Annotated in this window: 21 protein-coding genes; 2 read left to right on the top strand and 19 right to left on the bottom strand. The window is 45.4% G+C overall.

Going from position 1 to position 26,913, the window contains the following annotated elements; all coding sequences use genetic code 11:
- Positions 1 to 59: 59 nt before the first annotated feature.
- The 10 genes from ffh to FFM84_RS01330 all read right to left on the bottom strand — a co-directional run bounded on the left by ffh (position 60) and on the right by FFM84_RS01330 (position 13,986).
- Positions 60 to 1,511 carry a signal recognition particle protein gene (ffh, locus tag FFM84_RS01375; protein ID WP_130843784.1) on the bottom strand — a complete coding sequence of 484 codons (1,452 nt, stop codon included), beginning with the start codon at positions 1,509 to 1,511 and terminating at the stop codon, positions 60 to 62.
- Between the two features lie 23 nt (positions 1,512 to 1,534).
- Positions 1,535 to 1,882: a putative DNA-binding protein gene (locus FFM84_RS01370; RefSeq protein WP_130843785.1), complete on the bottom strand. Its 348-nt coding sequence runs from the start codon at positions 1,880 to 1,882 to the stop codon at positions 1,535 to 1,537.
- A gap of 143 nt (positions 1,883 to 2,025) precedes the next feature.
- On the bottom strand, positions 2,026 to 3,501 hold the full coding sequence (ftsY, locus tag FFM84_RS01365) for a signal recognition particle-docking protein FtsY (RefSeq protein ID WP_130843786.1): 1,476 nt from the start codon (positions 3,499 to 3,501) through the stop codon (positions 2,026 to 2,028).
- A gap of 19 nt (positions 3,502 to 3,520) precedes the next feature.
- Positions 3,521 to 7,087: a chromosome segregation protein SMC gene (gene smc, locus FFM84_RS01360; RefSeq protein WP_130843787.1), complete on the bottom strand. Its 3,567-nt coding sequence runs from the start codon at positions 7,085 to 7,087 to the stop codon at positions 3,521 to 3,523.
- Positions 7,088 to 7,110: 23 nt separating this feature from the next.
- Positions 7,111 to 7,812 (bottom strand): ribonuclease III, encoded by a 702-nt coding sequence (rnc, locus tag FFM84_RS01355; protein WP_130843788.1) that lies wholly within the window; start codon positions 7,810 to 7,812, stop codon positions 7,111 to 7,113.
- 155 nt (positions 7,813 to 7,967) lie between these two features.
- Complete coding sequence (acpP, locus tag FFM84_RS01350; RefSeq protein WP_130843789.1) at positions 7,968 to 8,213, bottom strand: acyl carrier protein; 246 nt, start codon at positions 8,211 to 8,213, stop codon at positions 7,968 to 7,970.
- 38 nt (positions 8,214 to 8,251) lie between these two features.
- Positions 8,252 to 9,298, bottom strand: coding sequence for a phosphate acyltransferase PlsX (gene plsX, locus FFM84_RS01345; RefSeq protein ID WP_130843790.1), 1,047 nt, complete (start codon positions 9,296 to 9,298; stop codon positions 8,252 to 8,254).
- Positions 9,299 to 9,329: 31 nt separating this feature from the next.
- Positions 9,330 to 11,369 carry an ATP-dependent DNA helicase RecG gene (gene recG / locus FFM84_RS01340; protein WP_130843791.1) on the bottom strand — a complete coding sequence of 680 codons (2,040 nt, stop codon included), beginning with the start codon at positions 11,367 to 11,369 and terminating at the stop codon, positions 9,330 to 9,332.
- A gap of 509 nt (positions 11,370 to 11,878) precedes the next feature.
- Complete coding sequence (locus FFM84_RS01335) at positions 11,879 to 13,588, bottom strand: DAK2 domain-containing protein (protein ID WP_130843792.1); 1,710 nt, start codon at positions 13,586 to 13,588, stop codon at positions 11,879 to 11,881.
- A gap of 35 nt (positions 13,589 to 13,623) precedes the next feature.
- Positions 13,624 to 13,986: an Asp23/Gls24 family envelope stress response protein gene (locus FFM84_RS01330; RefSeq protein ID WP_130843793.1), complete on the bottom strand. Its 363-nt coding sequence runs from the start codon at positions 13,984 to 13,986 to the stop codon at positions 13,624 to 13,626.
- Positions 13,987 to 14,223: 237 nt separating this feature from the next.
- Between FFM84_RS01330 and rpmB the strand changes: the two genes are divergently transcribed.
- Complete coding sequence (rpmB, locus tag FFM84_RS01325; RefSeq protein WP_057707039.1) at positions 14,224 to 14,409, top strand: 50S ribosomal protein L28; 186 nt, start codon at positions 14,224 to 14,226, stop codon at positions 14,407 to 14,409.
- Positions 14,410 to 14,535: 126 nt separating this feature from the next.
- Positions 14,536 to 15,174, top strand: a complete 639-nt coding sequence (locus FFM84_RS01320) for an HAD family hydrolase (protein WP_130843794.1) — start codon at positions 14,536 to 14,538, stop codon at positions 15,172 to 15,174.
- 580 nt (positions 15,175 to 15,754) lie between these two features.
- On the opposite strand, the gene FFM84_RS01315 is transcribed toward FFM84_RS01320, so the two are convergent.
- The 9 genes from FFM84_RS01315 to coaBC form a co-directional block, all read right to left on the bottom strand.
- Entirely contained in the window at positions 15,755 to 16,402 is a 648-nt protein-coding gene (locus tag FFM84_RS01315) for a thiamine diphosphokinase (RefSeq protein ID WP_130843795.1), read from the bottom strand.
- Positions 16,402 to 17,055, bottom strand: coding sequence for a ribulose-phosphate 3-epimerase (gene rpe, locus FFM84_RS01310; RefSeq protein WP_130843796.1), 654 nt, complete (start codon positions 17,053 to 17,055; stop codon positions 16,402 to 16,404). The genes FFM84_RS01315 and rpe overlap by 1 nt, the downstream gene beginning before the upstream one ends.
- A 10-nt stretch (positions 17,056 to 17,065) precedes the next feature.
- Positions 17,066 to 17,962, bottom strand: a complete 897-nt coding sequence (rsgA, locus tag FFM84_RS01305) for a ribosome small subunit-dependent GTPase A (RefSeq protein ID WP_130843797.1) — start codon at positions 17,960 to 17,962, stop codon at positions 17,066 to 17,068.
- Positions 17,963 to 18,069: 107 nt separating this feature from the next.
- Complete coding sequence (pknB, locus tag FFM84_RS01300; RefSeq protein WP_130843798.1) at positions 18,070 to 20,085, bottom strand: Stk1 family PASTA domain-containing Ser/Thr kinase; 2,016 nt, start codon at positions 20,083 to 20,085, stop codon at positions 18,070 to 18,072.
- Entirely contained in the window at positions 20,082 to 20,828 is a 747-nt protein-coding gene (locus FFM84_RS01295) for a Stp1/IreP family PP2C-type Ser/Thr phosphatase (protein ID WP_130843799.1), read from the bottom strand. The genes pknB and FFM84_RS01295 overlap by 4 nt, the downstream gene beginning before the upstream one ends.
- A gap of 17 nt (positions 20,829 to 20,845) precedes the next feature.
- The gene (rsmB, locus tag FFM84_RS01290; RefSeq protein WP_130843800.1) at positions 20,846 to 22,189 is read right to left on the bottom strand and encodes a 16S rRNA (cytosine(967)-C(5))-methyltransferase RsmB; all 1,344 of its coding nucleotides are present in this window, start codon (positions 22,187 to 22,189) and stop codon (positions 20,846 to 20,848) included.
- Complete coding sequence (gene fmt / locus FFM84_RS01285) at positions 22,186 to 23,139, bottom strand: methionyl-tRNA formyltransferase (protein WP_130843801.1); 954 nt, start codon at positions 23,137 to 23,139, stop codon at positions 22,186 to 22,188. Before fmt ends, rsmB begins: the two co-directional genes overlap by 4 nt.
- A gap of 15 nt (positions 23,140 to 23,154) precedes the next feature.
- Positions 23,155 to 25,572, bottom strand: a complete 2,418-nt coding sequence (priA, locus tag FFM84_RS01280) for a primosomal protein N' (protein WP_130843802.1) — start codon at positions 25,570 to 25,572, stop codon at positions 23,155 to 23,157.
- 37 nt (positions 25,573 to 25,609) lie between these two features.
- Entirely contained in the window at positions 25,610 to 26,824 is a 1,215-nt protein-coding gene (coaBC, locus tag FFM84_RS01275; RefSeq protein ID WP_130843803.1) for a bifunctional phosphopantothenoylcysteine decarboxylase/phosphopantothenate--cysteine ligase CoaBC, read from the bottom strand.
- Between the last annotated feature and the right edge of the window lie 89 nt (positions 26,825 to 26,913).

The following is a 26,913-nucleotide window of genomic DNA, read 5'->3' as shown; positions in this document are numbered from 1 at the left end:
ACCAGTAAATCAATAGCTTGTAAAGGACTTTTTCTTGACAGGCTAAAAAATGTTTTAAATTAACGCTTCCGACGGCGCATGGCCTTGGCTAAACGCTTTTGTTTTTTCTTCTTGGTCTGACGAACCATCCGCTTCATGGCCATTTGTTGCATCTTGCCACCGATACCGCCACCACCAGCGCCGCCCATCAGGCCTTCCATGCCAGCAAAGTTACCTTTGGACATTTGGTTCATCATTTTCTTCGTCTGATTAAATTGCTTGATCATCCGGTTCACTTCATGAATTGGTCGACCAGAACCAGCCGCAATCCGACGACGACGCGAAGGGTTCAACAAATCAGGATCAACCCGTTCTTGCGCAGTCATAGAGTAAATAATGGCCCGCACGTGCCCCATATCTTTGGGGTCCATGTTCATATTCTTCATGGCTGGATTGTTGGCCATCCCAGGAATCATCTTCATGATGTCTTCCATGCTACCCATTTTTTCAACTTGATCGAGTTGATCGATGAAATCATTAAAATCAAAGCTGTTTTCTTGAATCTTCATGTTCATTTCTTCAGCTTGTTTTTCATCGAACTGTTGTTGGGCCTTTTCGATCAAGGTCATCATGTCACCCATGCCCAAGATCCGGTTAGCCATTCGATCTGGATGGAAGACATCCAAATCAGTCATTTTTTCACCTTGACCAACGAACTTGATTGGTTTCCCAGTCACAGCACGAATTGATAAGGCGGCCCCACCACGGGTATCCCCATCTAACTTGGTTAAGACAACCCCAGTCACATCAAGCTTGTCATCAAACCCTTGGGCGGTGTTGACGGCATTTTGACCGGTCATGGCATCGATTACCAAGAGGATTTCATCAGGATGAGCCAGAGCTTTAATATTGGCCAATTCTTCCATCAACTGTTCGTCAATTTGCAAACGACCAGCGGTATCAATGAAGACATAGTCATTGTGATTTTCTTTGGCTTGCGCTAACCCTTGCCGCACAATTTCAACCGGATCAACATCGGTGCCTAATTGGAAAACAGGCACGTCAATTTGTGACCCAACTTGTTGTAACTGTTCAATGGCGGCTGGCCGGTAAATATCGGCCGCAATCATCATTGGTCGCGCATTTTGTTCATTTTTCAGCTTTAAAGCGAGCTTCCCAACGGTGGTCGTTTTACCGGCCCCTTGGAGCCCAGCCATCATAATGATCGTTGGAATCTTGTCAGATTGGTTCAACGGCACTGCCGTTTCCCCCATCGTCTTCGTTAATTCTTCGTCAACAATCTTGACGATTTGTTGGGCTGGATTTAACCCTTCGAGGACTTTCGCCCCCAACGCGCGTTCGCGGACCGTTTTCACGAAATCCTTAACCACGGTAAAGTTAACATCGGCTTCCAGCAAAGCTAAACGGATTTCCCGCATGGTTTGCCGTAAGTCACTTTCTGAGACCTTCCCCTTCCGACGGAGATTGGTCATTGCGTTTTGTAAACGCTCTGTTAGGCCTTCAAATGCCATCAGAGTCACCTAACCTTTACTTTTTATTCTGAGTCAGCTTCTAAGTTGACTAGTTGTTGAATCATTTTCATTAAATCCGCATCACCATGATAGTGTTGCTGAATGTACGCCGAAATCGCATCGACTTGTTCGTTACGTTCCACAAACGCCTGATACAAATGGAGTTTGGCTTCGTAACCTTCTAAAATCTTTTCGGTTCGCTTGATATTATCGTAAACCGCTTGCCGTGACACCGAAAACTCGGCGGCAATCTCGCCTAAAGAATAATCATCACCATAGTATAACTGAATATAAACTTTTTGTTTATTCGTTAGTAGTGGTTCATAAAATTCAAATAGGGAGTTGATTCGATAATTTTTTTCAATTTCCATCGCTTGCTCCTTCGGTCACGATTGCGTGACTGCATACTAACTTAGAGTACCGATTTTTCCCCGTCACGTCAACCAACTAACGCGATTTCGCCATAAAAAATGAAAACGGTCTTCCGTTAACCGAAAAACCGTTTCATCACTAATTATGCCGTAATGACGTCTTTAAATAACCCGTAGACAAAGTCGTTGGCATTGAATGGTCGTAAATCGGTGACCTTTTCACCTAATCCAACGTATTTGACCACCAGATGGAGTTCATTACGGATCGCTAACACAATCCCCCCACGAGCCGTTCCATCAAGCTTCGTTAAGACAATCCCGGTCACATCAGTTGATTGTTTAAACAACTTGGCTTGGTTCAAGGCATTTTGTCCAGTCGTTGCGTCTAAGACCAACAAGACTTCGTGTGGTGCTTCTGGTAGTTCCCGCGTAATGACCCGTTTGATCTTTTCCAGTTCATTCATCAAGTTAACCTTATTTTGCAACCGACCGGCAGTATCAACAAATAAGATGTCGTAATCTTCGGCTTTGGCTTTCTTAACCGCATCAAAACAAACTGAAGCTGGGTCACTCTTTTCAGGACCCGCGACGACGTCAACACCGTCACGTTGTCCCCAGACTTGTAATTGTTGAATAGCGCCGGCTCTAAACGTATCACAGGCTGCTAACAAGACTTTCTTACCTTGTTGCTTGTACATGTTCGCCATTTTCCCAATGGTCGTCGTTTTACCGGCCCCATTGACGCCGACAAACAAAATGACGGTTGGACCAGATGTCGCCATGTGAATGGAATTGTCTTCACCCTCACCGGCTTCGCCATACATATCGACTAGTTTCTCAACAATAACGCTAGAAATATCTTTTTTGCTCTTGGCATTTTGTAGCTTCACTTCATCACGTAATTCTTCGCTGATCCGCATGGCAGTTTCGTAACCCACATCAGATTCGATTAACGTATCTTCCAAATCGTCAAAGAACGCTTCATCAACATGTCGGAAATTGGCTAAAAAGGCGTTAATTCGTGCCCCAAATGTTTGCCGTGATTTCTTCAAGCCTTCGTCATAACGTTGGGCTTCCGTTGGTTCTGGCGTGCTTTCTGCCACTTCAGCGGAGTCAACTACTGGTGCGGTCGAAACAGCAGCTTCAGTCGCACTCGCTGGTGCACTAGAAGCAGGCGTTGCGGAAGCTGTTTCAGCAGAAATTGGGCCAGCAGCAAGACTGGCATTGGCTGCGGCAACGCTAGCTTGAGCGCTCTTAATCCGTGCCGCCATACTTTCCGTTGCGGTTAATTCATGACTGGTCGCTTCACTAGCAATACTTGGTGCTTCACTTTCGGTACTCGTTACTGGTGCCGTGCTTTCGGCACTCATTGGTGCGGCTGAGCTCTCGGCACTCGTTGGTACTGAACTCGTCGCTTCTGACTGCGCACTAACTGGTGCTGCCTCGGATTCGGCAACGACCGTTTCACTGGCAACGGGTGCCGTACTAGTGGCACTTTCAACAGCTTGACTGGCAACCGATTCACTAACAACAGCTTCACTATTAGCTTGGCTAGTTTGTGACTCAGCAGCCGATTCTGGTTGGCTAAAAGCTTCTTTTAAGCGGCTAAATAATCCCATATATTAATACACTCCTTTGTTATGAGGTGGTGGTTTGATCTTTTAACTCATCCAATGAAACAGAAACCATCTTCGAGACCCCAGACTCTTCCATCGTGACCCCATATAAGACGTTAGCATGTACCATCGTTCCCTTACGGTGGGTAATGATGACAAATTGGGTCTCATTTTGAAAATCATTCAAATATTGACTAAAGCGATCGACGTTGGCATCATCTAACGCCGCTTCGGCTTCATCCAAAATACTAAATGGCACTGGTCGAACTGCCAAAATCGCAAATAACAACGTAATGGCCGTTAACGCCCGCTCACCACCGGATAATAAACTCAACCGTTGGAACTTCTTACCAGGTGGCTGTGCCATAATATCGACCCCACTCGTTAATAAATTATCGGGGTCGGTTAAAATCAATTCGGCTTTCCCACCGCCAAACATTTGACCAAAAATTTGGCTGAATTCACGAGCCACTTGATCAAATGCGGTCTTAAAGCGGGTAACCACGGTTTCATCTAGATCAGCCATCGTTTGAAGTAGGTGCTCTTTTGAGGCTTTCAAATCAACCGCTTGATCGTTTAAGAAATCGAATCGTTGACTCACCCGATCATATTCATCAATCGCACCTAAATTGACCGTGCCGATCTCATCTAACCCTCGTTTCAAGAGCTTCAACTGTTCCGCGATTGCTGATAGTTCAAGATCACTAACGTCAGCTTGAGCAGCCTCCACTGTTAACTGATACTTCTCATTCAGATCAGCCGTCGCATGCTCAATCTCACCCGTTAATTTGGTTTGACTTAATTCTAAGCGGCGATAATCATCAGTCGCCGCAGCGGCTAATTGCTGTGTCCGAGTTTGCTGATCAGTTAAAGTGGCGACCTCATCATTTAGTTGCGTCAAGCTCGTTTGAACTTGTTCTTGTTCAGCCACAACCTTGACTTGTTCTGCTTTAGCTTTGGTTAACAGGGCATCGCGTTCTTTAACGGAGAGTTGTTGCGTATTTAAGGCGTCTTGCACCGTCGTTAAAGCCGCTTCTGCCTGACTTTGAGCCGCTTGTTGGTCACGCAACTGTTCAGCACATTGGCTAACCTGTTGTTGGGTTTGTTTACACCGTTCTTTTAGTGTGACCAACGTTTCTCGTTTAGCTTGCAGTTTACCAGCTTGGTCTTTTTGATACTGGTCGTAATCATTTTGTTGTTGTTCAACCGTGGTCATTTGTTGTTGATAATCGGCCAATTTACGGGTGTTTGCTTCAATCGCCGCCTGATTTTTGGCCACTTGATCATCATAACTATCAGCTTCGCCCGCCCGTTGTTCTTGCTCGTAAACCAATGCTTTGACTTGGCGTGCCAATTGTTGCTGGCTCGCTTGTGCCGCTTGCAATTGGGCTTGAACTTGACTCAATTGATCCTTCAAGTCCGTTAAGCGTTGCTGAGTCGTTTCGACTTGCGCGGTTAAATCTTGCGCCGCTTGTTTCGACTTGGCTAAGGCTTGTTCATAGGTCACTAAGCTGGCCTGCATTTGATCAATGTCTTTAGCCAATTGTTCAGCTTGCGCCTGTTGTTGCAGTGGGCCTTGGTTATCATGACGATTACGACCACCAGTAACAGCCCCACCACTCGCAACCACTTCGCCATTTAACGTTACTAATTTACAACGAAACTGGCGCGTTTGTGAAATTGCTTGCGCATGAGTCAATGTATCCACAATCACTGTGGTGCCTAACAAATACCGTTTAATCGCGGTAAATTGTGGATCCGCACTCACTAACTCACTAGCAACCCCAATGACACCTGGTTGACTAGCTAAAGCCCGTTCAGTAGCAACGGGTAATTGTCGAGCCTGCATCCGTTCTAAAGGTAAGAAGGTTGCCCGGCCAGCTTGATTCTGGTTCAAAAAGGCCACAACTTGCTTAACGGTCGCTTGCGTATCACAGACCACATTTTGCAATTGCCCACCCAAAGCCAATTCAATCGCCTTAGCATAGTCAGCGGGAACCGTTAAGAGTTCTGATACGGCCCCCGCGATTCCAGGAAATGACTGCCGATGTTGCAATACTGCTCGAACGCCTGCGTAGTAATTGGTATAACGATCCTGTAGTGCTTGCAACGCTTCCAACTGTGACTTGGCCTTTTCTTTCAAACCGGCCGCTGACAACCAGCGTTGTTGCTGATCGTCAATCTTGAGTTGTGTAGCTTTTAACTGCTCACGTTGTTGTTGCAACGTTTGTTGTTGCATGGCAACTTGATTGGCTAATTGACTTTGATCGCGATTTTGAACATTCACCGTTGTTTCAGCTTGCTTCAATTGAGCCTGAGCTTGCACAATCCGTTGCGCTAAGGCATCGGTTTGGCTCCCAGTTTGTTGATGTTGTTTCGTTAAGTTTTTCGCTTCGTTATTCAGTTCGGCTTGAACTTGTTTTTCGTCAATATAGGCATTCCGCAAACTGGTCAATTGATCGGCTAACTGTTGACGACCGGCTTCACTGGTCGCCGTGGTTAATGCTGTAACCTCTGCTTGTAAGCTTTTAACTTGCGCTTGCTGATCAGCTAACTGTTGGTCCAGCTGAGTTTGTTGTGCTGTCAAATTAGCCACTTGGGCTTTGGCGGTTGCTAAATCAGCTTCCAGCCGCGTTTGCGTGGCTTGTTGATTTTGCCGACGTTCGGCATCGACACCTTGCTGCCCTTGTGTGTTTTCAATGGTCTTAGTGAGTTCCAAATTTTTGGCGGCTAAAACATCCTTGGCTTTAAGTTGGGCAGATTGCTGCAACTTTAAAGTTGCCAGTTTCGTTGCGCCGGCTTCACTTTGCCGCCGATAGTCTTGCATCAACGCCTTAGCTTGGGCTAACTTTTCGTTCACCCCAACCAATTGGTCATGCGCCACCGTCAGCTTTTTCACCAACCGCGACCGATCTAAATAATCATATTTTTGTTTCTGATCTTGATAATCACGCGCCAAACTGGCCTGTTCAGCAAGTGGTTCTTTTTGTTGCGTCAGTTCAGCGATAATATCATTGACTCGGTCCAAATAATCAGTCGTTTCGGCCAATTTGGTTTCCGTCGTCTGTTTGTCTTTCTTGTATTTCAAGACCCCCGCCACATCTTCAATAATGCTACGACGATCTTCTGGTTTAGCATTAAAAACTGCTTCAACGCGGCCCTGTGAAATGATGGAAAATGACTCTTTTCCAAGACCAGTATCCACCATTAAATTCATAATATCTTTTAAACGACATGCTTGATTATTAATCAAATATTCACTGTCGCCATTGCGAAAGAGCTTCCGCGTGATACTGACTTCGGCATAGTCGAGCGGTAAAAAGTGATCACTATTGTCAAAAACAATCGTGACTTTAGCCATATTTAGCGGTTTGCGATTCGCTGAACCCGCAAAAATGACATCGGTCATCTTAGTACCACGTAAACTTTTGACGGCCTGCTCACCTAACACCCAGCGAATCGCTTCAATGATGTTACTTTTACCGCTACCGTTTGGGCCGACAATGCCAGTCATGCCAGATTGAAAATCAATTTTGGTTTTATCAGCAAAGGACTTGAATCCGCTGATGGTTAATGATTTAAGTTGCATTCGACACAAACTTCCTGTAAGTATTAATCGTTTTGTTGTTGCAATTGTGAGTACGCTTGCCGCGCCGCACTTTGTTCAGCTTCTTTTTTCGAATGACCCCAGCCGGAACCAATCTTCTTGCCATTAGCGGCCACCGAAATTTCGTAAGACCGTTCGTTAGCGGGACCATCTTGTTCAACAAGTTGATAGTCGATTTCGACATCACCATCTTGTTGCAAGAATTCTTGTAACGTGGTCTTGTAATCAAAGACGCCATCAAAACGGCCTTCATCCAATTTCGGAAAAATGACCGTTTCCACAAATTTTTGTACTGGGGCGCGACCTTGATCTAAATACAAGGCCCCCACAAATGATTCAAAAATATCACATAGTAATGAATCACGTTCCCAAGCACGGGCTTTTTGTTCACCCTTACCGAGACGGATATATTGGGGAAAGTCGCACTCGCGGGCAAAGCTAGCAAAGCTATCTTCACAAACCATTGCTGCCCGTAAGCGAGTCAACTTACCTTGGGGCATGTCTTTATACCGTTTGTATAAATACTCGGAAACAATTAATTCCAAGACGGCATCTCCCAAAAATTCGACCCGTTCGTAAAATTTCAATTTTTGATCTTGATGTTCATTCACGTACGACGCTTGGGTAAAAGCTTCTGCCAGTAAATCTTGGTTTCTAAACGTAATGCCAAAGCGACTTTGGAGCATCGCTGCTAATTCAGTTATCATATTGTGCATCCTTTCATAGTCAAATACCGATACATTAAACTATTATACTATGCTTGCTAGCTTAATAACAATTTTCATTCGCAAAAAAATGCGTAAACAAAAAGCAGCGTGATTAATTAACCACAGACTGCCTTTGATTTAGGACTAAATCCTAATTATTTAGTTTGGTGTGCTGCGATATAGTCCACAACTTCGCCAACAGTGTTCAATTTTTCAGCGTCTTCATCTGAAATTTCACTGCCAAAAGTATCTTCCAATTCCAAGACAAATTCAACAAAGTCAATCGAATCAGCATCTAAATCCTTTTGAAGATTCATTTCGTTAGTAACCGTGCTTTGTTCCACTTCAAAACGATCGGCGATGATAGCCGCAATTTTATTAAATATTTCTTCTTTAGTCATTAACTTATCCCTCGCTAACTTAAATTCACTAGAGTATTCTAATCGTTTTCGGTCGGCTTGTCTACACTTGCCGCCTGATTAGCTTGTTGGTTAGCGAAGTAATCTTCAACACCGGGAACAATATCCGTATTAACCATTTGACGAATTTGCCGAATCGTATTCACAATGGTTGGGGCTTTACTGGAGCCGTGAGTCTTGACAACTGGAGCTTTTAAGCCGAGTAAGACGGCACCACCATATTGAGAGTAATCCATTTGTGAGCGGATTTGGTTGAACCCATTTTTGAGTAACAAGCCCCCCAATTTGCCACCAACACCGGTATTATAAACAGCATCTTTGACCAGCCCAAGCATCGCACGAGCCGTTCCTTCAATACTCTTCAATACCGCGTTCCCGGTGAAACCATCGGTAACGACCACATCAGCCACGCCTTTGAGCAAGTCGCGTGATTCCACGTTCCCAATAAAATTAATCCCACTCGTTTGTTGTAAGAGTTCAAAGGCAGCCTTGTGAACCTTGTTCCCTTTATCATCTTCAGTCCCATTATTGAGTAAGGCAACACGTGGTTGCTTAGCGTACATCATCCGTTCAGCATAATACGTCCCCAAAACGGCATATTGTTGCAGATTTAACGGTTTACTATCGGCATTGGCACCGATGTCCATCATGACAAAGTTAGATTGATTTTCATTACGAACGACTGGTAAAGCCGTGACCAAACCGGGACGATCAATCCCTTTGATTCGGCCAACGATGAATAGCCCCGCAGCTAACACGGCACCGGAATTTCCAGCTGAGAAGAACGCATCGGCCTGGCCATCTTTAACGGCTTGAGCAGCCATGACGATTGATGAGTGCTTCTTACGACGAACGGCCCGAACCGGTTCATCTTCCATCGTGATGACTTCGTCCGCGTTAATCACTTGAATCCGATCACGTTTTTTCAAGTACTGATTAATCACCTCACGTTGTCCATATAGTAAAAAGATCGTATCTTCAAATAAATCCCGGGCTTGTTCGACCCCTTCAATGACTGCGGCTGGCGCATAGTCGCCACCCATGGCATCAATTGCAATTTTAACCATTGTTGTTCACCATTTCCTCTCACTGACAGCGTTAGTCGAGCGTGCCGACCGCTGCTAATTTCGTTTTTAAGATTTGGGCTAACGCGCGGTTAGCCGGTTGCTGTTGCCAATCTGGTTGCGCCACAATCGCGTGCGCATCTTGTTGGGCCACTTGTAAGACGTTTAGATCCGCAATTGGATCCCCAACTTTAAACGATGGTAGCCCTGATTGTTTGACGCCCAGCACTTCGCCGGACCCTCGTAATTCTAAATCTTTTTGGGCTAAAACAAAACCATTAGTCGTTTCTGTCATAATTTGCATTCGCTGGACCCCTTGTTCGTTCTTAGGATCAGCAACGAGAATACAATAAGACGCTTGTGAGCCTCGACCAACCCGGCCTCGCAATTGATGCAGCTGAGCCAAGCCGAAGCGATCAGCATCATAGATCATCATGACGGTCGCATTCTTCACGTCGACCCCCACTTCAATAACCGTCGTGGAGACTAACAATTGAATTTCATTGGCTTTAAAGGCCGCCATCACAGCTTCTTTTTCGTCAGGTTTCATCCGGCCATGTAATAGGCCAACTTTATAATCTGGCGCAAAGTAATCTTGTAAGTTAGCCGACAATGCTTCAGCATTTTTAACATCCAATGTTTCTGACTCTTCAATCAAAGGGGTCACGACATAGGTCTGTTCCCCAGCTGCCAACCGTTTGCGGACAAAACTCAACGCCGAGTTGGCTTGATTACTACGAACCCACGTCGTTTGAATCGGCTGACGACCAGCTGGCAGTTCATCGATTTCTGAGACGTCCATTTCACCATAAGCCGTGATTGCCAGTGTTCGTGGAATTGGCGTTGCCGTCATCGCCAAAGCATCGGGTTGATGGCCTTTTTGCCGGAATTCAGCCCGCTGATTCACCCCAAAACGATGTTGTTCATCGGTAATCACTAATCCCAAATTTGCGTACTCAACTCCGTCTTGGATGAGTGCATGCGTCCCAATTAATAAGTCGATCTCACCAGCCGCTAATGCCGCCAATAACGCTTTGCGAGCCGCTGGTTTCGTTGACCCAGTTAATAAGGCAACATTAACATCGGTATCCGCAAAAACTTGAGCCAAATTATTGGCATGTTGTTCCGCTAAAATTTCGGTCGGCGCCATTAGTGCTGCTTGATAGCCCGCGGTGATCGCCGCGTACATCACAATGGCTGCCACGATCGTCTTCCCGGAACCAACATCCCCTTGCAATAACCGATTCATATGTTGAGGGGCCTTCAAATCCAAACAAATTTCATTAACCACTCGTTTTTGCGCGCCGGTTAATTCAAATGGCAAAGTTTTAATAAACGCTTTAAGCTTAGCATTGTCGTAATGAATTGTAATCCCATCAGTCGTGCGATCGGCTTGTTTCAACGTCTGCATCTGCATTTGAAACAGCAAGAATTCTTCATATGTCGCGGATCGACGAGCGGCAGTTGACGCGTCTTGACTGGCTGGAAAATGCATATCATGAATCATTTGCCGACGTGGCAGTAAGCGATATTTTTCGGCTAAGGGTGCCGGAACTATATCGACTAACTGATCACCATACGTCTCAAAAGCCTGTTTAATCAACTTTTGAATCGTCCCTTGTCGAATCGATTTACTAGCTGGATAGATCGACCCAAACGCCTGCTCCGCGTTATTTGGATTGATAATTTTCATACCAGTGAGGCTACTCCGCTTAGCATCCCACTTCCCATAAACAGCCAGCGCTTGACCAGTTTCTAGTTGTTTCATCAAATAAGGTTGATTGAAGAATGTCACCATATAGACATCATGATCAATCAATAATCGAAAGTTTAACCGATTCTTTTTGCGACCAAATCGCGCTAAGACCGGTTCTGACGCCACAGTACCTTTTAACGTGACTTTTTCCTGATCAGCAATCTCGTTAACATCTTTGACTTGTAAATCATCATACCGAAAGGGGTAATAGGTCAACAAATCCGCAATCGTATTAATACCTAGTTCCGCGAGCGCTTTTTGTCGGGCGGGACCCACACCAGTCATGGTGCCAACTGGTGCCGTTAAACTGGTTTCCATTTGCCAACAACCCCTTTCCTCATTTATTTGCTAGTGTTGCCATTATCTATTTATATTGCCAAAGGTTGACCGTTACTTTTTCGCAACAATCGCTAATATGACGGGCATCTACTGATTAAAAATAGCGCGACTTGCCACCTGCCGTTCGCCCACCTTGAGCCGGAACGCGGTGGGCGGACCGGTCCAGCCAAAAAGCGGTCTGGACCGTCGTTTTGAACCACTAAACCCGTGTTTCAAAAGCACCAATCTCTAAGCGATAAATCGCTAAGAGATTCCTACGGCTGGGCCCAATGTGGAGGCACTCTCGGTTATATTAGTGATCACAAACTTAATCAGCATCCACGAACTAACCTACGCCAGCCAATATTTCTATCGCCATTATTATCTGTCAACCTTTAGTTATTATACCAAAAGCCGCCCATATATGGGATGTTAACCGCGCCTTTAGCTAACATTAAAGGGATTAACGCCAATCAACGTCAATCCCTTTAGTAAGAGCTATTATCAGCCTATTCAACTGAAATCAAGAATGGGTAGACTGGTTGGTCCCCTTCATGAATTTCAATTTCGAGTTCATCATCTAAAGCACTGACAGCGTCTGCTAACTGATCAGCATCAGCTTTAGTCGCATCGGCGCCATAGAAAATAGTGACGAGTTCGCTGTCTTCATCAAGCATGCGCTTAACCATCTCGACAGTCGCCGTTTGCCGATCAACATCGGTCACGACAATCTTACCGTCAACTAAGCCCATGTAATCATCTTTATGAATTTCCATCCCATCAATGGTCGTGTCACGAACGGCATGGGTCACTTGACCACTAATGACCGTATCTAAAACGTCTTCCATTTCAGATTGATTTTCATCAAGATCAGCTTCCGGATTGAAGGCTAGCATGGCCGTCATCCCTTGTGAAATCGTCTTGCTGTGAATGATCTTAACAGGAATATCGGCCACTTCGGCAGCTTGTTCAGCGGCCAAGAAGATATTCTTGTTATTTGGTAAAACTAAGGCTTGCTTAGCGCCACTAGCATTAACGGCTTTGACAATATCAGCCGTACTTGGGTTCATGGTTTGACCACCGGCAATCATGTCAGTGACACCCAAACCCTTGAACAACGTCGCAATTCCATCACCAGAAGCCACGGAAATAATCGCATAACCGTGCATATCTGGTTTTGGTCCATTGGCAACTTCTGGGACAGCAGGTGCTAATGGTGTATCTTCAGCTTGATCATGTTCCATGATCGTTTCTTGTTGAAGACGCATATTATCCACTTTAACCTTAATTAAAGCCCCGAAACGTTGGCCCCAAGTCATGACATCACCAGGATGTTCCGTATGAACATGGACTTTCACGATTTCATCATCATTGATGACTAAGAGCGAATCACCGAGTCCAGCCAAATAATTATAGAACGTATCATAGTCAAAGTCTTGATCGACTAACTTACCGTCACCGATCCGAACCATGATTTCAGTACAGTAACCATACTTGATATCATTTGGATCAAGCTTACCTTGGACACTTTGATGATGTGCAGCATCGATCATTGAATCCATTTCAGCATCGTCTGGTTTGTAGTCTTCTGATTCATCAATTTTGCCACTCAATGAGTCACTAAACGCTTCTAAGACGAAAGTTAACCCTTGACCACCAGAATCAACAACACCAACTTGCTTCAAAACTGGTAACAAGTCAGGGGTTGATTTCAAAGCAGCTTCAGCAGCGACAACGACGGCATCCATGACTTCACAAATGTCATCAGTCGTTTTAACGGCTTCCTTACCCGCACCAGCGGCTTTTCGAATGACCGTTAGGATAGTTCCTTCAGTTGGCTTCATAACCGCCTTATAGGCTGTCTGAGCCCCAGCAGCTAAAGCTTCAGCTAAATCGTTTGCATCTAAGCTTTCTTTACCCGCAACGTTTTTCGAAAAGCCCCGAAAAATTTGCGATAAAATAACGCCGGAATTACCCCGCGCGCCCATCAACAACCCTTTAGCTAATGCAGAGGCTAAGTCGCCAACTTGCGTGCTCGTTGCTTCACGTTCATACTTGGCCCCACTGGCCATTGATAAACTCATATTAGTCCCTGTGTCACCATCGGGAACTGGGAAAACATTCAAAGAATTAATAAATTCGGCCCGTTGATTGAGCTTTTGGGAAGCCGCTTGGACCATCTTACCGAATTCAAGATTCGTTATTTTGGTGATTTTCAATTTCAAAATTCCTCCTTGGCTCACACCAATTTTGCTTAGTCAGCCATTACCCGAACACCTTGGACAATGACATTGACTGCATTGGCCGTAACGCCAAGCATATTTTGTAAGTTGTATTTAACCTTCGCCTGCACGTTGCGGGAAACTTCTGATACTTTAGTGCCGTAGCTCACGATAATGTTAACTTCAATAGAAACGCCATTATCTTCTTGACGTACGACCACGCCCCGTGCAAAGTTTTCGCGGCGTAAAATTTCATTTAAATTATCGCGAATTTGATTCCGACTAGCCATGCCGACAACCCCATAATTATCAGTTGCCGCGCCACCAACGACCGTAGCAATGACATCATTATCAATATCAATGGTTCCAAATTGCGTTTTGATTTTGACAGCCATGAAAATAGCCTCCTTATTTTAACGCGTTCATTTACGATAGTTTATCATAGCACAACGTCTAGCGAAAGAAAAATTAAGCGACCGCCCGTTTGAAAGCCTGAACTAGCGGAATTTAGCAGTAAAGTAAAATTACTTGATAGAAATGTATTGCAACCTGTATTAAACTATGATAAATTATTCTAGTGAATGATAAAGCAACGACCTTTTATCAATGATTACCGAAGGAGGCAGATCAACATGGCAAAAGACTTCGTTACAGGCAAGCGGACGCATTTTGGTAACACGCGTTCTCACGCCTTAAACCACAGCCGCCGCAGCTGGAAAGCTAACTTGCAAAAAGTTCGCATTTTAGTTGATGGTAAACCAAAAAAGGTTTGGGTTTCAGCTCGGACTTTGAAATCAGGTAAAGTAACGCGCGTTTAGCGCAACAAAACGCCACCGCAATTTTTTTTGCGAGTGACGTTTTTTGTTACCCAAAAATCAGTTTTTGACAACACTTTTTTATAATCTTTATAAAAATACCCATTTAATCTAACCCGAGGTGAACACATGCAGAATTTTCTCTTTGATTTTGACAGTACCCTAGCTGACACGCGCCATGTCGCTGTCATCGCAACCCAACAAGCTTACAAGCTTCAAGGACTAACTGTGCCAACTCCTGAAGCTGTCATTAGTTATATGGGTATTCCAATTGAAGTTTCCTTTGCTAAAATGGCACAAGAACCTTTGGATGAATCAGCCTTAGAAACCTTATATACTGTCTTCCGTGCTCAATATCAGCAAGCCGAACAACAAGGCATGGCCCCGTTTAACGGAATGGCGACCACTCTTGCACAATTGAAAACACGTGGCAATCGCCTCTTTGTGGTGTCTAGTAAACATTCGGTGGCGCTAAAACGCAATCTTGATCAACTTGAATTAGGGTCATTTTTCGAAGCCGTTAGTGGTTCTGATCTTGTGGACCATTATAAGCCGGCACCTGATGGAATTCTTGATTTGCTAACTCGTTTCGACCTTGACCCCAAAACGAGTCTCATGATTGGTGACGCCAAATATGATATCCAAATGGGCACGAATGCCGGCATTGCCACAGCTGGTGCCATGTGGGGTGCGGCCGATCCAGACTCGGTAAAAGCCGAATCCCCCACCTATATCTTAGTAACTCCCGCTGATTTATTAACCATTTAAGTGTTCACAAATAGGGCCTTTCAAGACTAACTCAATCTTGAAAGGCCCTATTTTAGTGTAACTTTCTAAAGGTTGAAAGCTAAATGTATTGGTCGAAGCCTTACCAACATTGACTTAAGTTGGATTAAATTTGTCACCTACGCCAGCCAGTGATTTTACCGGCTGTGGGGACCGGTTTCAGCCAAAATACGGGCTTCCACCTCGCTTTTAAGCCTAGCCTAAATCGCTAGTCTTAAAAGTCGTCCATATCGTAAAGTCCGGGGAAAACACCCAGACTAACGATATTTTCACGGCCGGCGCCATCACTGGCTGACTCCGGTTATCATGCGGATGCTAGTTAATTAGCAATCACTATCATAACCGAGAGTGAGCTCACATTGAGCCCAGCCGTGGGAGGCTCTTAGCGATTTATCGCTTAGAGCCTGGCGTTTTTGAAACACGGGTTTAGTGGTTCAAAACGACGGTTCAGACCGCTTTTTGGCTGAACCGGTCCGCCCACAGCGTTCCGGCTCAATGTGGGCGAACGGCAGGTGGCAAGTATGACTAGTTTTGATCTTAGTTAACTTTCTAGTGGCAATCATTATTTTTCATCGCGACTTTGAATCACCGCCACGACCCCTTGATCAAAACTAAAATGACTGGTCTCACCGACAAATTCATTGCTCGCCCACGAAATCGGATAATCGTTGACGGCATCATGCAATTGATATTTCGCATCATACAACGTTAAATGTGTCGGCATTAATGGCACGAATGCCAAATAACGTTTATCGGCTTCTTTTTGGATCTGGTACTCCCCGGGCAAAAAGAAACGAACACTATTTTGCCGATCAATTAATTTGATCTGAGGTGCCCAAGGTCGAAACTGTGGGTCTAACACCAGCCACAAGTTCGCCAGCAAGTGATCTAACCGTCCACCGGTTGCCCCATAAATACAGAGCTCATCGGGAGCCAAACGTTGAAAGATCGTTTTAACGGCCAATTGCGTATCCGTTTGATCTTGATCGGGCTTCACAACTACTGTTCCTGTCAACGCCTGTTTGACCGTTTGTAATTCCGTCGCATCGATGGAATCAAAATCACCGACCGCAATTGCCGGTTGGATGCCTAATTTGACCAACCGCAACGCGCCACGATCAGCCCCAACCCACGGTCCCGGTAATTGGGCAAGCTTGTCCGGCCAACTCGTTGTTGGACCACCGACTAACAACCGTACCGTTGCCGTCATTAGTTCGTCGCCACCTTCAAGTCTTGAATCCGTTGTTCTGGTTCCGGGCTATCATAAATATAAGATCCCGCTACCGCTACAGTGGCGCCAACATCGTAACATAACTTCACCGTTTCGGCGTTGATTCCACCATCGACTTCAATGTCAAAGGTTGCGCCAGATTGACGTTTAATTTGATCCAACTCTTGTATTTTTGCCAACATTGGGTGTAAGAAATGTTGACCACCAAATCCAGGATTAACCGTCATGACCAATACTTGGTCGACAATCGGTAGTAAATCCACAATTGCACTAATTGGCGTGCCTGGGTTAATGACCACTTCAGCCTTGGCTCCCGCTTCTTTAATCAATTGTAAAACGTGATAAATATGGCGTGTACTTTCGATATGCACCCCAATCAAGTCGGCCCCCGCTTGGGCAAATTGGGCCACAAAACGTTCCGGTTCAACCATCATCAAATGACAATCCAATGATAATGAGGTCACGGGGCGTAAGGCCGCCACCATGCTCATGCCAAAGGATAAATTCGGTACAAACTGTCCGTCCATAATATCAATGTGCAAGGCATCCACCCCAGCACGATCAACTAACTCAACATCCCGTTGTAAATTTGCGAAATCCGCACTTAAAATCGAAGGCGCAATCTTAATCATCAGCACTCACTCACTTTTTCTTATTATAGATAATCTTTTTATTTTTAATCGTTTCATAAAATTGTAAATAGTTGTCGTACCGACTCGCCAAAACATCGCCGGCATCTAAAGCAGCTTTGACCGCACATTTAGGTTCATTAATATGCACACAACCACGATATTTACAGTCAACGCCTAGCCGGACAAACTCAGGAAAATAATGTGTCAACTCATTAGCTGGAATGTCAAAGACCTCATAAGACGAAAATCCCGGCGTATCCGCAACTAAGCCACCCGCAATTTCGATCAAGCTAACTTTTCGAGTCGTATGTTTCCCACGGTTTAATGCTTGTGAAATTTCACCCGTTGCCAAATCCAAACCAGGTTGTAAATGGTTCAGCAACGTTGACTTACCGGCCCCCGTTTGACCCATAACTACAGCTAAATGGCCGGCTAACACCGTTTTAACGGCAGCTAAAGCTGGTTCACTAAACGCTTGACGATCAATAATGACCTGATAGCCAATCTTTTGATAAGCTGCGGCCAACTCGGCCCGTTCAGCATACTCATCATCGCTTAACAAATCGGTCTTTGCCATATAAACGACGGGTTCAATCCCCGCCACCTCTAATGCGACTAACTGACGATCCAATAAATTCGTCGAGAATTCTTTAGACGTCGTCGCCGTCACGACAATTGCCAAATTAACATTGGCAACGGGCGGCCGTACTAATTCCGTTTTCCGCGCCAATAATTTTAAAATGTAGCCCTCTTTGGGCGTCGTACTATCAAATTCTACTTGGTCCCCGACTAAGGGCGTTAATCGCCGTTTCCGGAAATTACCCCGTGCACGGGTCCGATAAAGTTGACCATCCGCATAGACATCATAAAAGCCACTAAGGGATTGTCGAATTTGTCCAATTTTCAAACTAGCACCACCTTATTTTTCATTTGGTACGGTCCACTTTTAGTAATTGGTTCCATTGTACCAAACTTAACTAAAAAAAGTCATGCCGCAGCATGACTTTTTTATTTTTAATTGGTCGCATCGCGGCTCGTTACTTTTAAGTTTTCAGCGACCACAACACCATTACAGACAATCCGATACTGACCAACTTGTTTGCCAGTCAGCTGGAATGGCAGACTCAAGCGGGTATCTCGAGTAATGGTTAAATCCCGATACACTGAACTGATCAGATGTGTATCGTCTTGAATATATACTTTAACATCATTTGATTGCGTTAGCGACGTGGTTTGATACGGCACCGTCGTTTTAACATAAAAACTCTTTGGTGTCGTGACCGTCGTCGGTTGACTGCCTTTAGACATATTCACCGTGACAGTTGATCCAGACCGAATCTCTGAACCACCATCAGGCGATTGACTATAAGAATAGTTTTTCTTTTGTTCGTCAGAATAACCACGCTTAAAATCGATATTTAACCGATTTGTCCGCGCATAGGCCAAAATATCGCTACGCGTTTCGCCAGTCATATCTTTCAAACTCACATAACGACTCCCAGCACTCACCGTAAAGGTCACGGTCGTTTTACTAGGTAAAACGTTGCTACTCGCCACCACGTCTTGGCTAATAATTTGGCCAGTCGCTAAGCTCGACGTACTGAATTGTTCCTTGACTGTGAAGCCATCGGCCACCAAGTTTTGACGAACCGTTGTGTAATTTTCATTCACGTAATTGCCAAAGCTAATCTTTTTAGTCCCGCTACTAATGGTCAATCCAATTCGTGAGCGTTCCTGAACCGATTGGTGCGCAGTTGGTAAGCTCTTAATCACATGATTTTTGGCGACAGCATTACTTTTAACCCGTTTGATAGTTCCGACTACTAAATTATGTTTCGCTAGCAATTTAGTGGCCGCCGATTGGGTTAAGCCTGACACACGCGGCACCGTCGTTTGTTTCGGTCGGCTGAGCTCCAAACCGACACCTAATGCTCCTAATAGGAGCACAGCAATCGCCGACCAAATAATCACTTTTCGTCGAAACGGGTGTTTTTTTGACCACGAACGCTTTGGCAATGGTTGCTCATCGTCATCCGTGGTCGGTGCTGTTTCAGACGTAGTCGCTGCCGGTGCCGCCGACTCTGGCGCAGCTGAAGCCGCATCCGCTTGTCGTTTGGCCTCAATGGCCGCCGTAATTTGGGCACTCGGCATAATTTTGGTTTCGTCATTACCGAGATCATTCGGTTCAAACCGTTTTTCACCGACACGAGTTGGCGATAAGGTCGTCAATAAATCATTGGCCATATCTTCAACCGTGGCATAACGATCACGTGGGTCTTTAGCCGTAGCCTGCAAGACCACATTTTCCAAGGCTTGCGGAATCTCTTCATCAAAATCCCTGACCGATGGCATTTCATTTTGGAAATGTTTCAGTGCAATCGAGACCGCGGTTTCGCCTTTAAATGGCACCGATCCGGTTAACAACTCATAGAGAATAATCCCTAATGAATAAATGTCAGATTGTTTAGTCGCCATACTTCCGCGAGCCTGTTCTGGTGATAAATAATGCACTGATCCTAAAATGGTATTCGTCTGGGTCATCGTATGTTCAGATAACGCCACCGCAATCCCAAAGTCTGTAATTTTGGCATTTCCATTTTCGTCAATTAAAATATTTTGGGGTTTTAAGTCCCGATGAATAATGTTGTGCGCATGCGCCGTGGCGACTGCACTTAATATTTGCTCCATGATGTCGACAATTTGTGGCATCGGTAATGGAAAATGTTCTTTGATGTAATTTTTGAGATCCATCCCTTTAACATATTCCATGACCAAATATTGCATCCCATTTTCTTCACCCACATCGTATAAGCTGACGATGTGTGGATGCACTAATTCCGTTGTCGCCAGTGCTTCACGTTGGAAGCGTTTGATGGTCTTCGGGTCATCCCGTAAGTCCAACCGCAACAACTTAACCGCGACATCGCGATTCAATATTAAATCGTGCGCCAAGTAAACGTTGGCCATCCCACCTTCACCTAAGGACCGAACGATACGATACCGTCCACTAAGGGTGTAGTTGGGGGTCATTGATGCGCCTCCTCACCATCTACGGCCACGATTAAAGCCGTGATGTTATCAAAGCCGCCAGCATTATTAGCCAGTTTGATCAGGGCTGCACACTTATCAGCCACTGGTTGATCCGTCTTCAAAACAGCCGTTAACTGGTCATCGGTAACCATATTGGTTAGGCCATCTGAACATAACAACAACTGATCACCGGTCTGCATTTGATACAAATTCGTATCAATGTCGGCATCCGGTGAAATACCTAATGTCCGCGTAATGATATTTTTTTGTGGATGTTGCCGAGCCTGTTCCGCCGAAATTTCACCACGTTTAACCAACTCATTGACTAATGAGTGATCTTCGGTCAATTGTTGCAAATGACCGTCACGGAATAAATACCCCCGACTGTCACCAATATTGGCCATCAAAAACTCGTTATTAAACATCAAGGCGGCAACCATCGTCGTCCCCATACCCTTTAAATCCGAGAATTCACGGGCTTTTTCAATAATATGTTGGTTTTCATCTTGAACTTCGGCTGCTAGCCATTTAACGGCATCGGTTGGTTCACTAAACGTGGTATTTTCGAACCGATAACCCATGTGTGAAACGGCCATTTCAGAAGCAACATCGCCGCCTTGATGGCCACCAATGCCGTCCGCAACGACGGCAAAGTTAATCCCCGCAGTATTCTTGAACACCCCGACATAATCTTCATTTTCTTGGCGTTGTTGGCCGATATCCGACCGATATGCAAAATCCACGCTCAATCACTCCACTGTTATTTTTTTCGTAAACAAGCGATGAAAAAGCCATCTGATAAATAGTCATCCGGATAGATTGACAAACTGTCCGTATCACGATCAGTTTTCAACTCACGGGCCGTTGTGACCGGCACCGCTTCAAAATCAGAATGTTCAGCTAAAAAGGCTTGGATCACTTGTTGGTTTTCTTGTTGTAAAATCGTACAAGTGCTATACGTCATGATACCACCTTTTTTCAAGGTCGGGGCCACGGCTGATAAAATCGACAATTGAACCCGTTGCAAGTTCAAACTATCTTGTAAGGATTTTTCGTAACGAATTTCTGGTTTCCGACGAATTAAGCCTAATCCAGAACAAGGGGCATCAACGAGAACTTTATCAAACCGCTCGTCACCAAATTCACTAGCCGCTTTACGAGCATCTAGTTCCGTTGCGTTAACGCGATCAGCCACATGCATCCGCGCTGCATTTTGACCAATCAACCGAACTTTAGGCGCATGAATATCTAAGGCCGTCACTTGACCACCTTGATCAGCATCTAATTCGGCTGCGATTTGCGTTGTTTTCCCACCAGGCGCCGCACAGGCATCTAAGACTTGATCACCAGGGTTTAGTTGCATTGTTGGAACAACTAATTGGGCACTTTCATCTTGAACGGTGAACATCCCATATTGCATCGCTTCGGTATTGATCGCTTGACCGTCTGTTACGACTAACCCCAGTGGTGAAATCTCACTTGGTTCAACCGTTAAGTCATCGTTAGTTAACGCCGTCGTGACATCTTCAACGGTAGATAACGCCGTATTAACACGCAAAGATTGTTTAGCTGGTTGGTTCAGTGATGCAATAATTGCTTGCATCTTGTCCGCCCCTAGTTGATCACGTAATTCATTAATCAACCAAATTGGCATACTGTACGTCACGCTCAACCGTTCATCAGGGTCAGTGATCGCCTCAAACGCTGGCAATCCCGTTCGATCCATCTGATGTAAGACCCCGGTCACAAACCGGCGAATTCCAGGATGACCCTTGACTTTCGCAATTTCAATCGTTTCATTGAAGACCGCCCGCTTAGGAATTTTGTCCAAATATTGCCATTGATACACGGCACTCAATAAGAGTTCGTGAACCCATGGATCGATTTGATTGGGATGGCGCACAAACGGTGCCAACCAATATTCCAAGGTTAACCGATGTTGGATGACCCCATAGACCATATTGGTTAATAAGTTAATATCACGCCGATCCATGTGATGTTGATTGATTAATTGATTTAATTGTAGATTTGAATACGCGCCATCTTTAATTTTTGCTAACGCGGATACCGCTAGCCAGCGGGGGCTATTGCCAACTTCACTCATTTTGTGATTACCTGCTCTCCAATAGTAAATTTATCTGTTGCGCCGTTTAAAAAGTCTGTAATTGATCGTTTAGGTTTGCCGGCAGGTTGAATCGTGTTCAACGCTAACGCCGTATGATCGGCCGCCGCAATCACTAATTCATGCTTGGTTTTACGTACCACTTGACCAGCAGCCTGTTCAACGGTTTCCGTTAACGGCGTGACATCCCACAACTTAGTCCGTTGCCCATCTAAAATCGTATAAGCGATTGGCGCTGGCCGCATCGCCCGTACCTGACAGTCAATTTGAGCCGCAGTTTGACTAAAGAAATCAACCATTTCTTGTTCGGGCTTAATGGTTGGTGAAAAAGTGACTTGGTCTTCGTCTTGTGGGGTCGCCGTGATCTCACCCGCAATGAGTTTTGGCAATGTGGCTAATAACAAGTTCCGACCAACATCGCTTAACTTGGCAAACATTGTGCCCGTATCATCGTTGGCTTCGATGGGAAGCGCTTGTTGGGCCAACATGTCACCAGCATCCATTTTCTTCACCATATAAATAATTGTGATCCCCGTTTCACGTTCGCCATTCATAATGGCGTACTGAACCGGTGCACCGCCACGATACTTAGGTAATAAGGACCCGTGAACGTTCACAGCACCGATTTGAGCGGCTTTCAACAATTTGGTTGGCAAAAATTGCCCAAAAGCGGCCGTCACAATTAAATCAGGCTGTAAGTCGATGACTTGTTGCATTTCTGGACTACCACTGATCTTTTCTGGTTGTAACACGGGAATCTCATGCTCAACGGCCACTTGTTTAACTGGTGATGCCGTTAACACATGTTTCCGACCAACTTTACGATCTGGTTGTGTCACAACCGCTTGCACGTCGTATTCTGGTTTTTCAATTAAACTAGCTAAAATTGGGGCCGCAAACTGCGGTGTCCCCATAAAAACGATTGATGTCAAATTCATATTCCTCCACTACATAAAGTGTAACGGCTCAACGTCGATGGCAATTTGTAACCCTTGCCGTTGTTGGGCTTGAGTCTCTTGCAATAAAGTACTCAGCGTTGCCGTTAAATTTGGATCTTGTTTATATTTAATCACGATTTGATAATAATACCGGCGGTTAACGCGGGCAATCGGCTTAGGTGTCGGTCCCAATATCACTGTATTCGGCGTTAATCGCGGCTTTAACCATTGTAACAGTTGATACATCCGTTTGGCAGCGATCGCTTCATCTAAATCACTAGCCGTGAGTTGCACCGTAAAATAGTATGGCGGATAGCCACCTTGATGGCGCATTCGCATTTCATATTTAAAGAAACCTTCGTAATCATGATGTTGGGCAAACCGAATCGCATAATGATCAGGATTAAACGTTTGAATGTAGACATGCCCGGTTTTTTCAGCCCGACCGGCCCGACCACTCACCTGCGTCAACAGTTGAAAGGTTCGTTCACTGGCTCGAAAATCTGGCAATCCTAACGCGGTATCGGCATTCAACACGCCTACTAGCGTCACATTCGGAAAATCCAACCCTTTGGCAATCATCTGCGTCCCAATTAAGATGTCGGCTTCTCCGGATCCAAACCGCGTCAGCAATTTTGCATGAGCGCCCTTTTTCCGAGTTGTATCATTGTCCATTCGAATAATCCGTGCATCGGGCAACAAGTCTCGAAGCTCTTCTTCGACCTTTTCTGTCCCAGTGCCATAGTAACGAATCTGCCGACTATGGCAGTTTGGACAAACACGGGGAATAGCTTCTTCATGACCACAGTAATGACACTTCATTGTATGCGTATCCATGTGTAGGGTCAGCGAAATATCACAATTTGGACATTTCAACACAAACCCACAATCCCGACACAACACAAAGGATGAATAACCACGCCGGTTGAGCATTAACACGCTTTGTTCGTGTCGATCTAAACGATCTTGTAACGCCACTAACAGGGCCTGCGAAAAATTACTTTCAGCATGTTTTTGTAATTCATTCTTCATATCAATAATCGAGACCTTCGGCAACGGCCGTTTATTAACCCGATCGGCTAAAACTAGCCGTTGGTAGACGCCCTTTTCAGCGCGAGCACGGCTTTCTAATGACGGTGTGGCCGAACCTAGGACGACCGGACAATGATGATACTGACTACGCCACAACGCCACTTGCCGAGCATGATACCGCGGCGCATCGTCTTGTTTGTAGCTACTTTCATGTTCTTCGTCCATAATAATCAAGCCGATATTGTCCAACGGCGCAAACACCGCTGAACGCGCCCCGACCACGACTTGGGCTTCATGGCGTTTGATTCGGCGCCATTCATCGTACTTTTCACCACTAGACAGGCCACTGTGTAAAACCGCCACAGCCTTGCCGAAACGACCTTTCACCCGTTGGACCATTTGTGGCGTCAGTGAGATTTCTGGTACGAGCATTAACGCCGTTTTACCTTGCGCCAATACGGCCGCGATCGATTGTAAGTAAACTTCCGTTTTGCCGCTCCCAGTAACACCTTCTAATAAAAACGTCGTTGTTGCGGGCTGATTAACTGCGGCCGTAATCTGATCAACGGCAACTTGTTGTTCATCATTTAATGTCAACGGTTTAGTGGCCTGAATATCGGCCGTGGCGTAAGGATCACGATACACTTCTAACGGTTGCTTTTTTAGCCAACCTTTTTGAACCCCTGTGCGAATAACCGCATCGCTAACGTCAAATCGTTGTTCGAAATCTTTTTGAGGTAAAACCTCACCATTTAACGTTTGCAGGCCATTCAATAAGGCAACTTGTTTCGCCGCACCTTTACGAACGTCGCCAAGTGCTTGATCAAATTCAGCCGCTGACAAGGTCGCTTTAATGCCCATAATCGTTTTTTTACGCGCTTGGTTTTTAACTTGATAATAAACGTCTACTTCACCGGCTGCTTGCAAACGTAGCAAACGACTAACCGCTTCTGGCGTTGTTGCCACTTGATCATAAACAACACTCGTCTCCGTTGCAAACAAGTCTTGTTGAACTTGCGCCGACGTTGTTGCCGTTGGTCGTAAAATTTTCACGTACTTCGCGCGCATGACTGCCGGTAACATCGTTTGAGCACAAGTAATTTGAAAAGCAAACGTCGACTGTGCGAGCCAGGCTGACAACTCAAGTCCTTCATGATTCAACACCGGTGCCAGATCGACAACAGCATCGATGGCCTTCAAATCACCATCAAAAGTGGTCACATCATCACACTTTAAGACTAACCCCTGTACGCGACGTTTGCCCCGGCCAAAGGGAACCACGACTCGCATGCCTGGCTGAACTTGCGACTGCCAAGCCGTTGGAATCTGATAACTATACGGCCGATCGGTTTGCATCGTCGGCACATCTACCAATACTTGTGCAATTTGAGCCACCCTCAACGTCCTCTCTCTTCATTAAAATACTTCGGTTTTAAACACCACGTTCAATTGCGGCTTTTAAAATCGTTTGGGCAATTTCTGTTTTAGATAATAAGTTAGTCGTCATTGGCGTGCTATTGGGGGTCAATAAAGTCACCTGATTCGTGTCACCATTGAAGCCAACCCCCGGTTTAGACACATCATTAGCCACTAACATATCCAGTTTTTTAGCCGCCAACTTCTTCTCAGCATTCTCAATTAAATGCTGTGTTTCCGCCGCAAAACCGACGACGAACTGATGCGTTTTTAATGGCGCTAGCGTTTTCAAAATATCTTCTGTTTCGGCTAGTTCTAAAGTCAATCCGGTCTGACCAGGTTGTTTTTTAATCTTTTGGTCAACGGCATGCGTAGGCTTAAAATCAGATACAGCAGCGGCCATAACTAATAGATCCGTTTCCTCAAAGTCAGCTTTAACGGCCTTAGCCAGATCAGCAGCTGATATCACTTCGGTATAGGTCACACCAGCTGGCCTGGTTAACGCAGTTGGCGTACTAATTAAGGTGACCTTGGCACCAAGCTCACGAGCCACACGGGCTACCGCATACCCCATTTTGCCGGATGACCGATTCGAGATATACCGAACGGGGTCCAACATTTCACGTGTTCCACCAGCCGTCACCAAGACTCGTTTGCCATGTAACGGTAAATCCGTCGCTTGTAACAAGTGTTGTTGCGTCAACCAATCATAAATGACATCAGGTTCGGGTAGCCGACCTTGACCGGCATAACCTTCCGCCAACATGCCAGTTGCCGGTGTTAGCACGTGCATGCCATCAGCCGTTAATTGCGCCAAATTCCGTTGAGTTGCCGGATTGGCATACATATGTGAATTCATCGCCGGTACCACGTATTTAGGCGCAGTTGTGGCCAAAATCGTTGTCGTGGCTGCGTCATCCGCTAACCCAACTGCCATCTTAGCAATAATATTGGCCGTTGCTGGAACAACGATTAAGCTATCGGTCCAATCTGCGAGTTCAACGTGAACCACGTGTTGTGGATCTTGCAACGTAAACTCATCACAGACCACTGGTTGTTGTGTCAACGTTTGAAACGTCAATGGAGTCACAAATTCTGCCGCATGTGGCGTCATCGCCACACGCACGGTGGCACCCTGTTTCATCAGTTGCCGAATCAAATAAATTGCCTTATAACTAGCGATGCCGCCACTTACTACGACGGTAACGTGTCGATCTTGCCAAATACTCACTACCGTTACACCTTCTTTGGTGAATCGACTAACCGATCCACACGAATTAATTACATTTGAATAGTCTAATTGTATCAAGAATTGACACC

This window comes from Lactiplantibacillus mudanjiangensis, assembly GCF_005405385.1.
GTDB classification, from domain to species: Bacteria; Bacillota; Bacilli; order Lactobacillales; family Lactobacillaceae; genus Lactiplantibacillus; species Lactiplantibacillus mudanjiangensis.
This window is presented reverse-complemented; position numbering and strand designations above follow the sequence as displayed.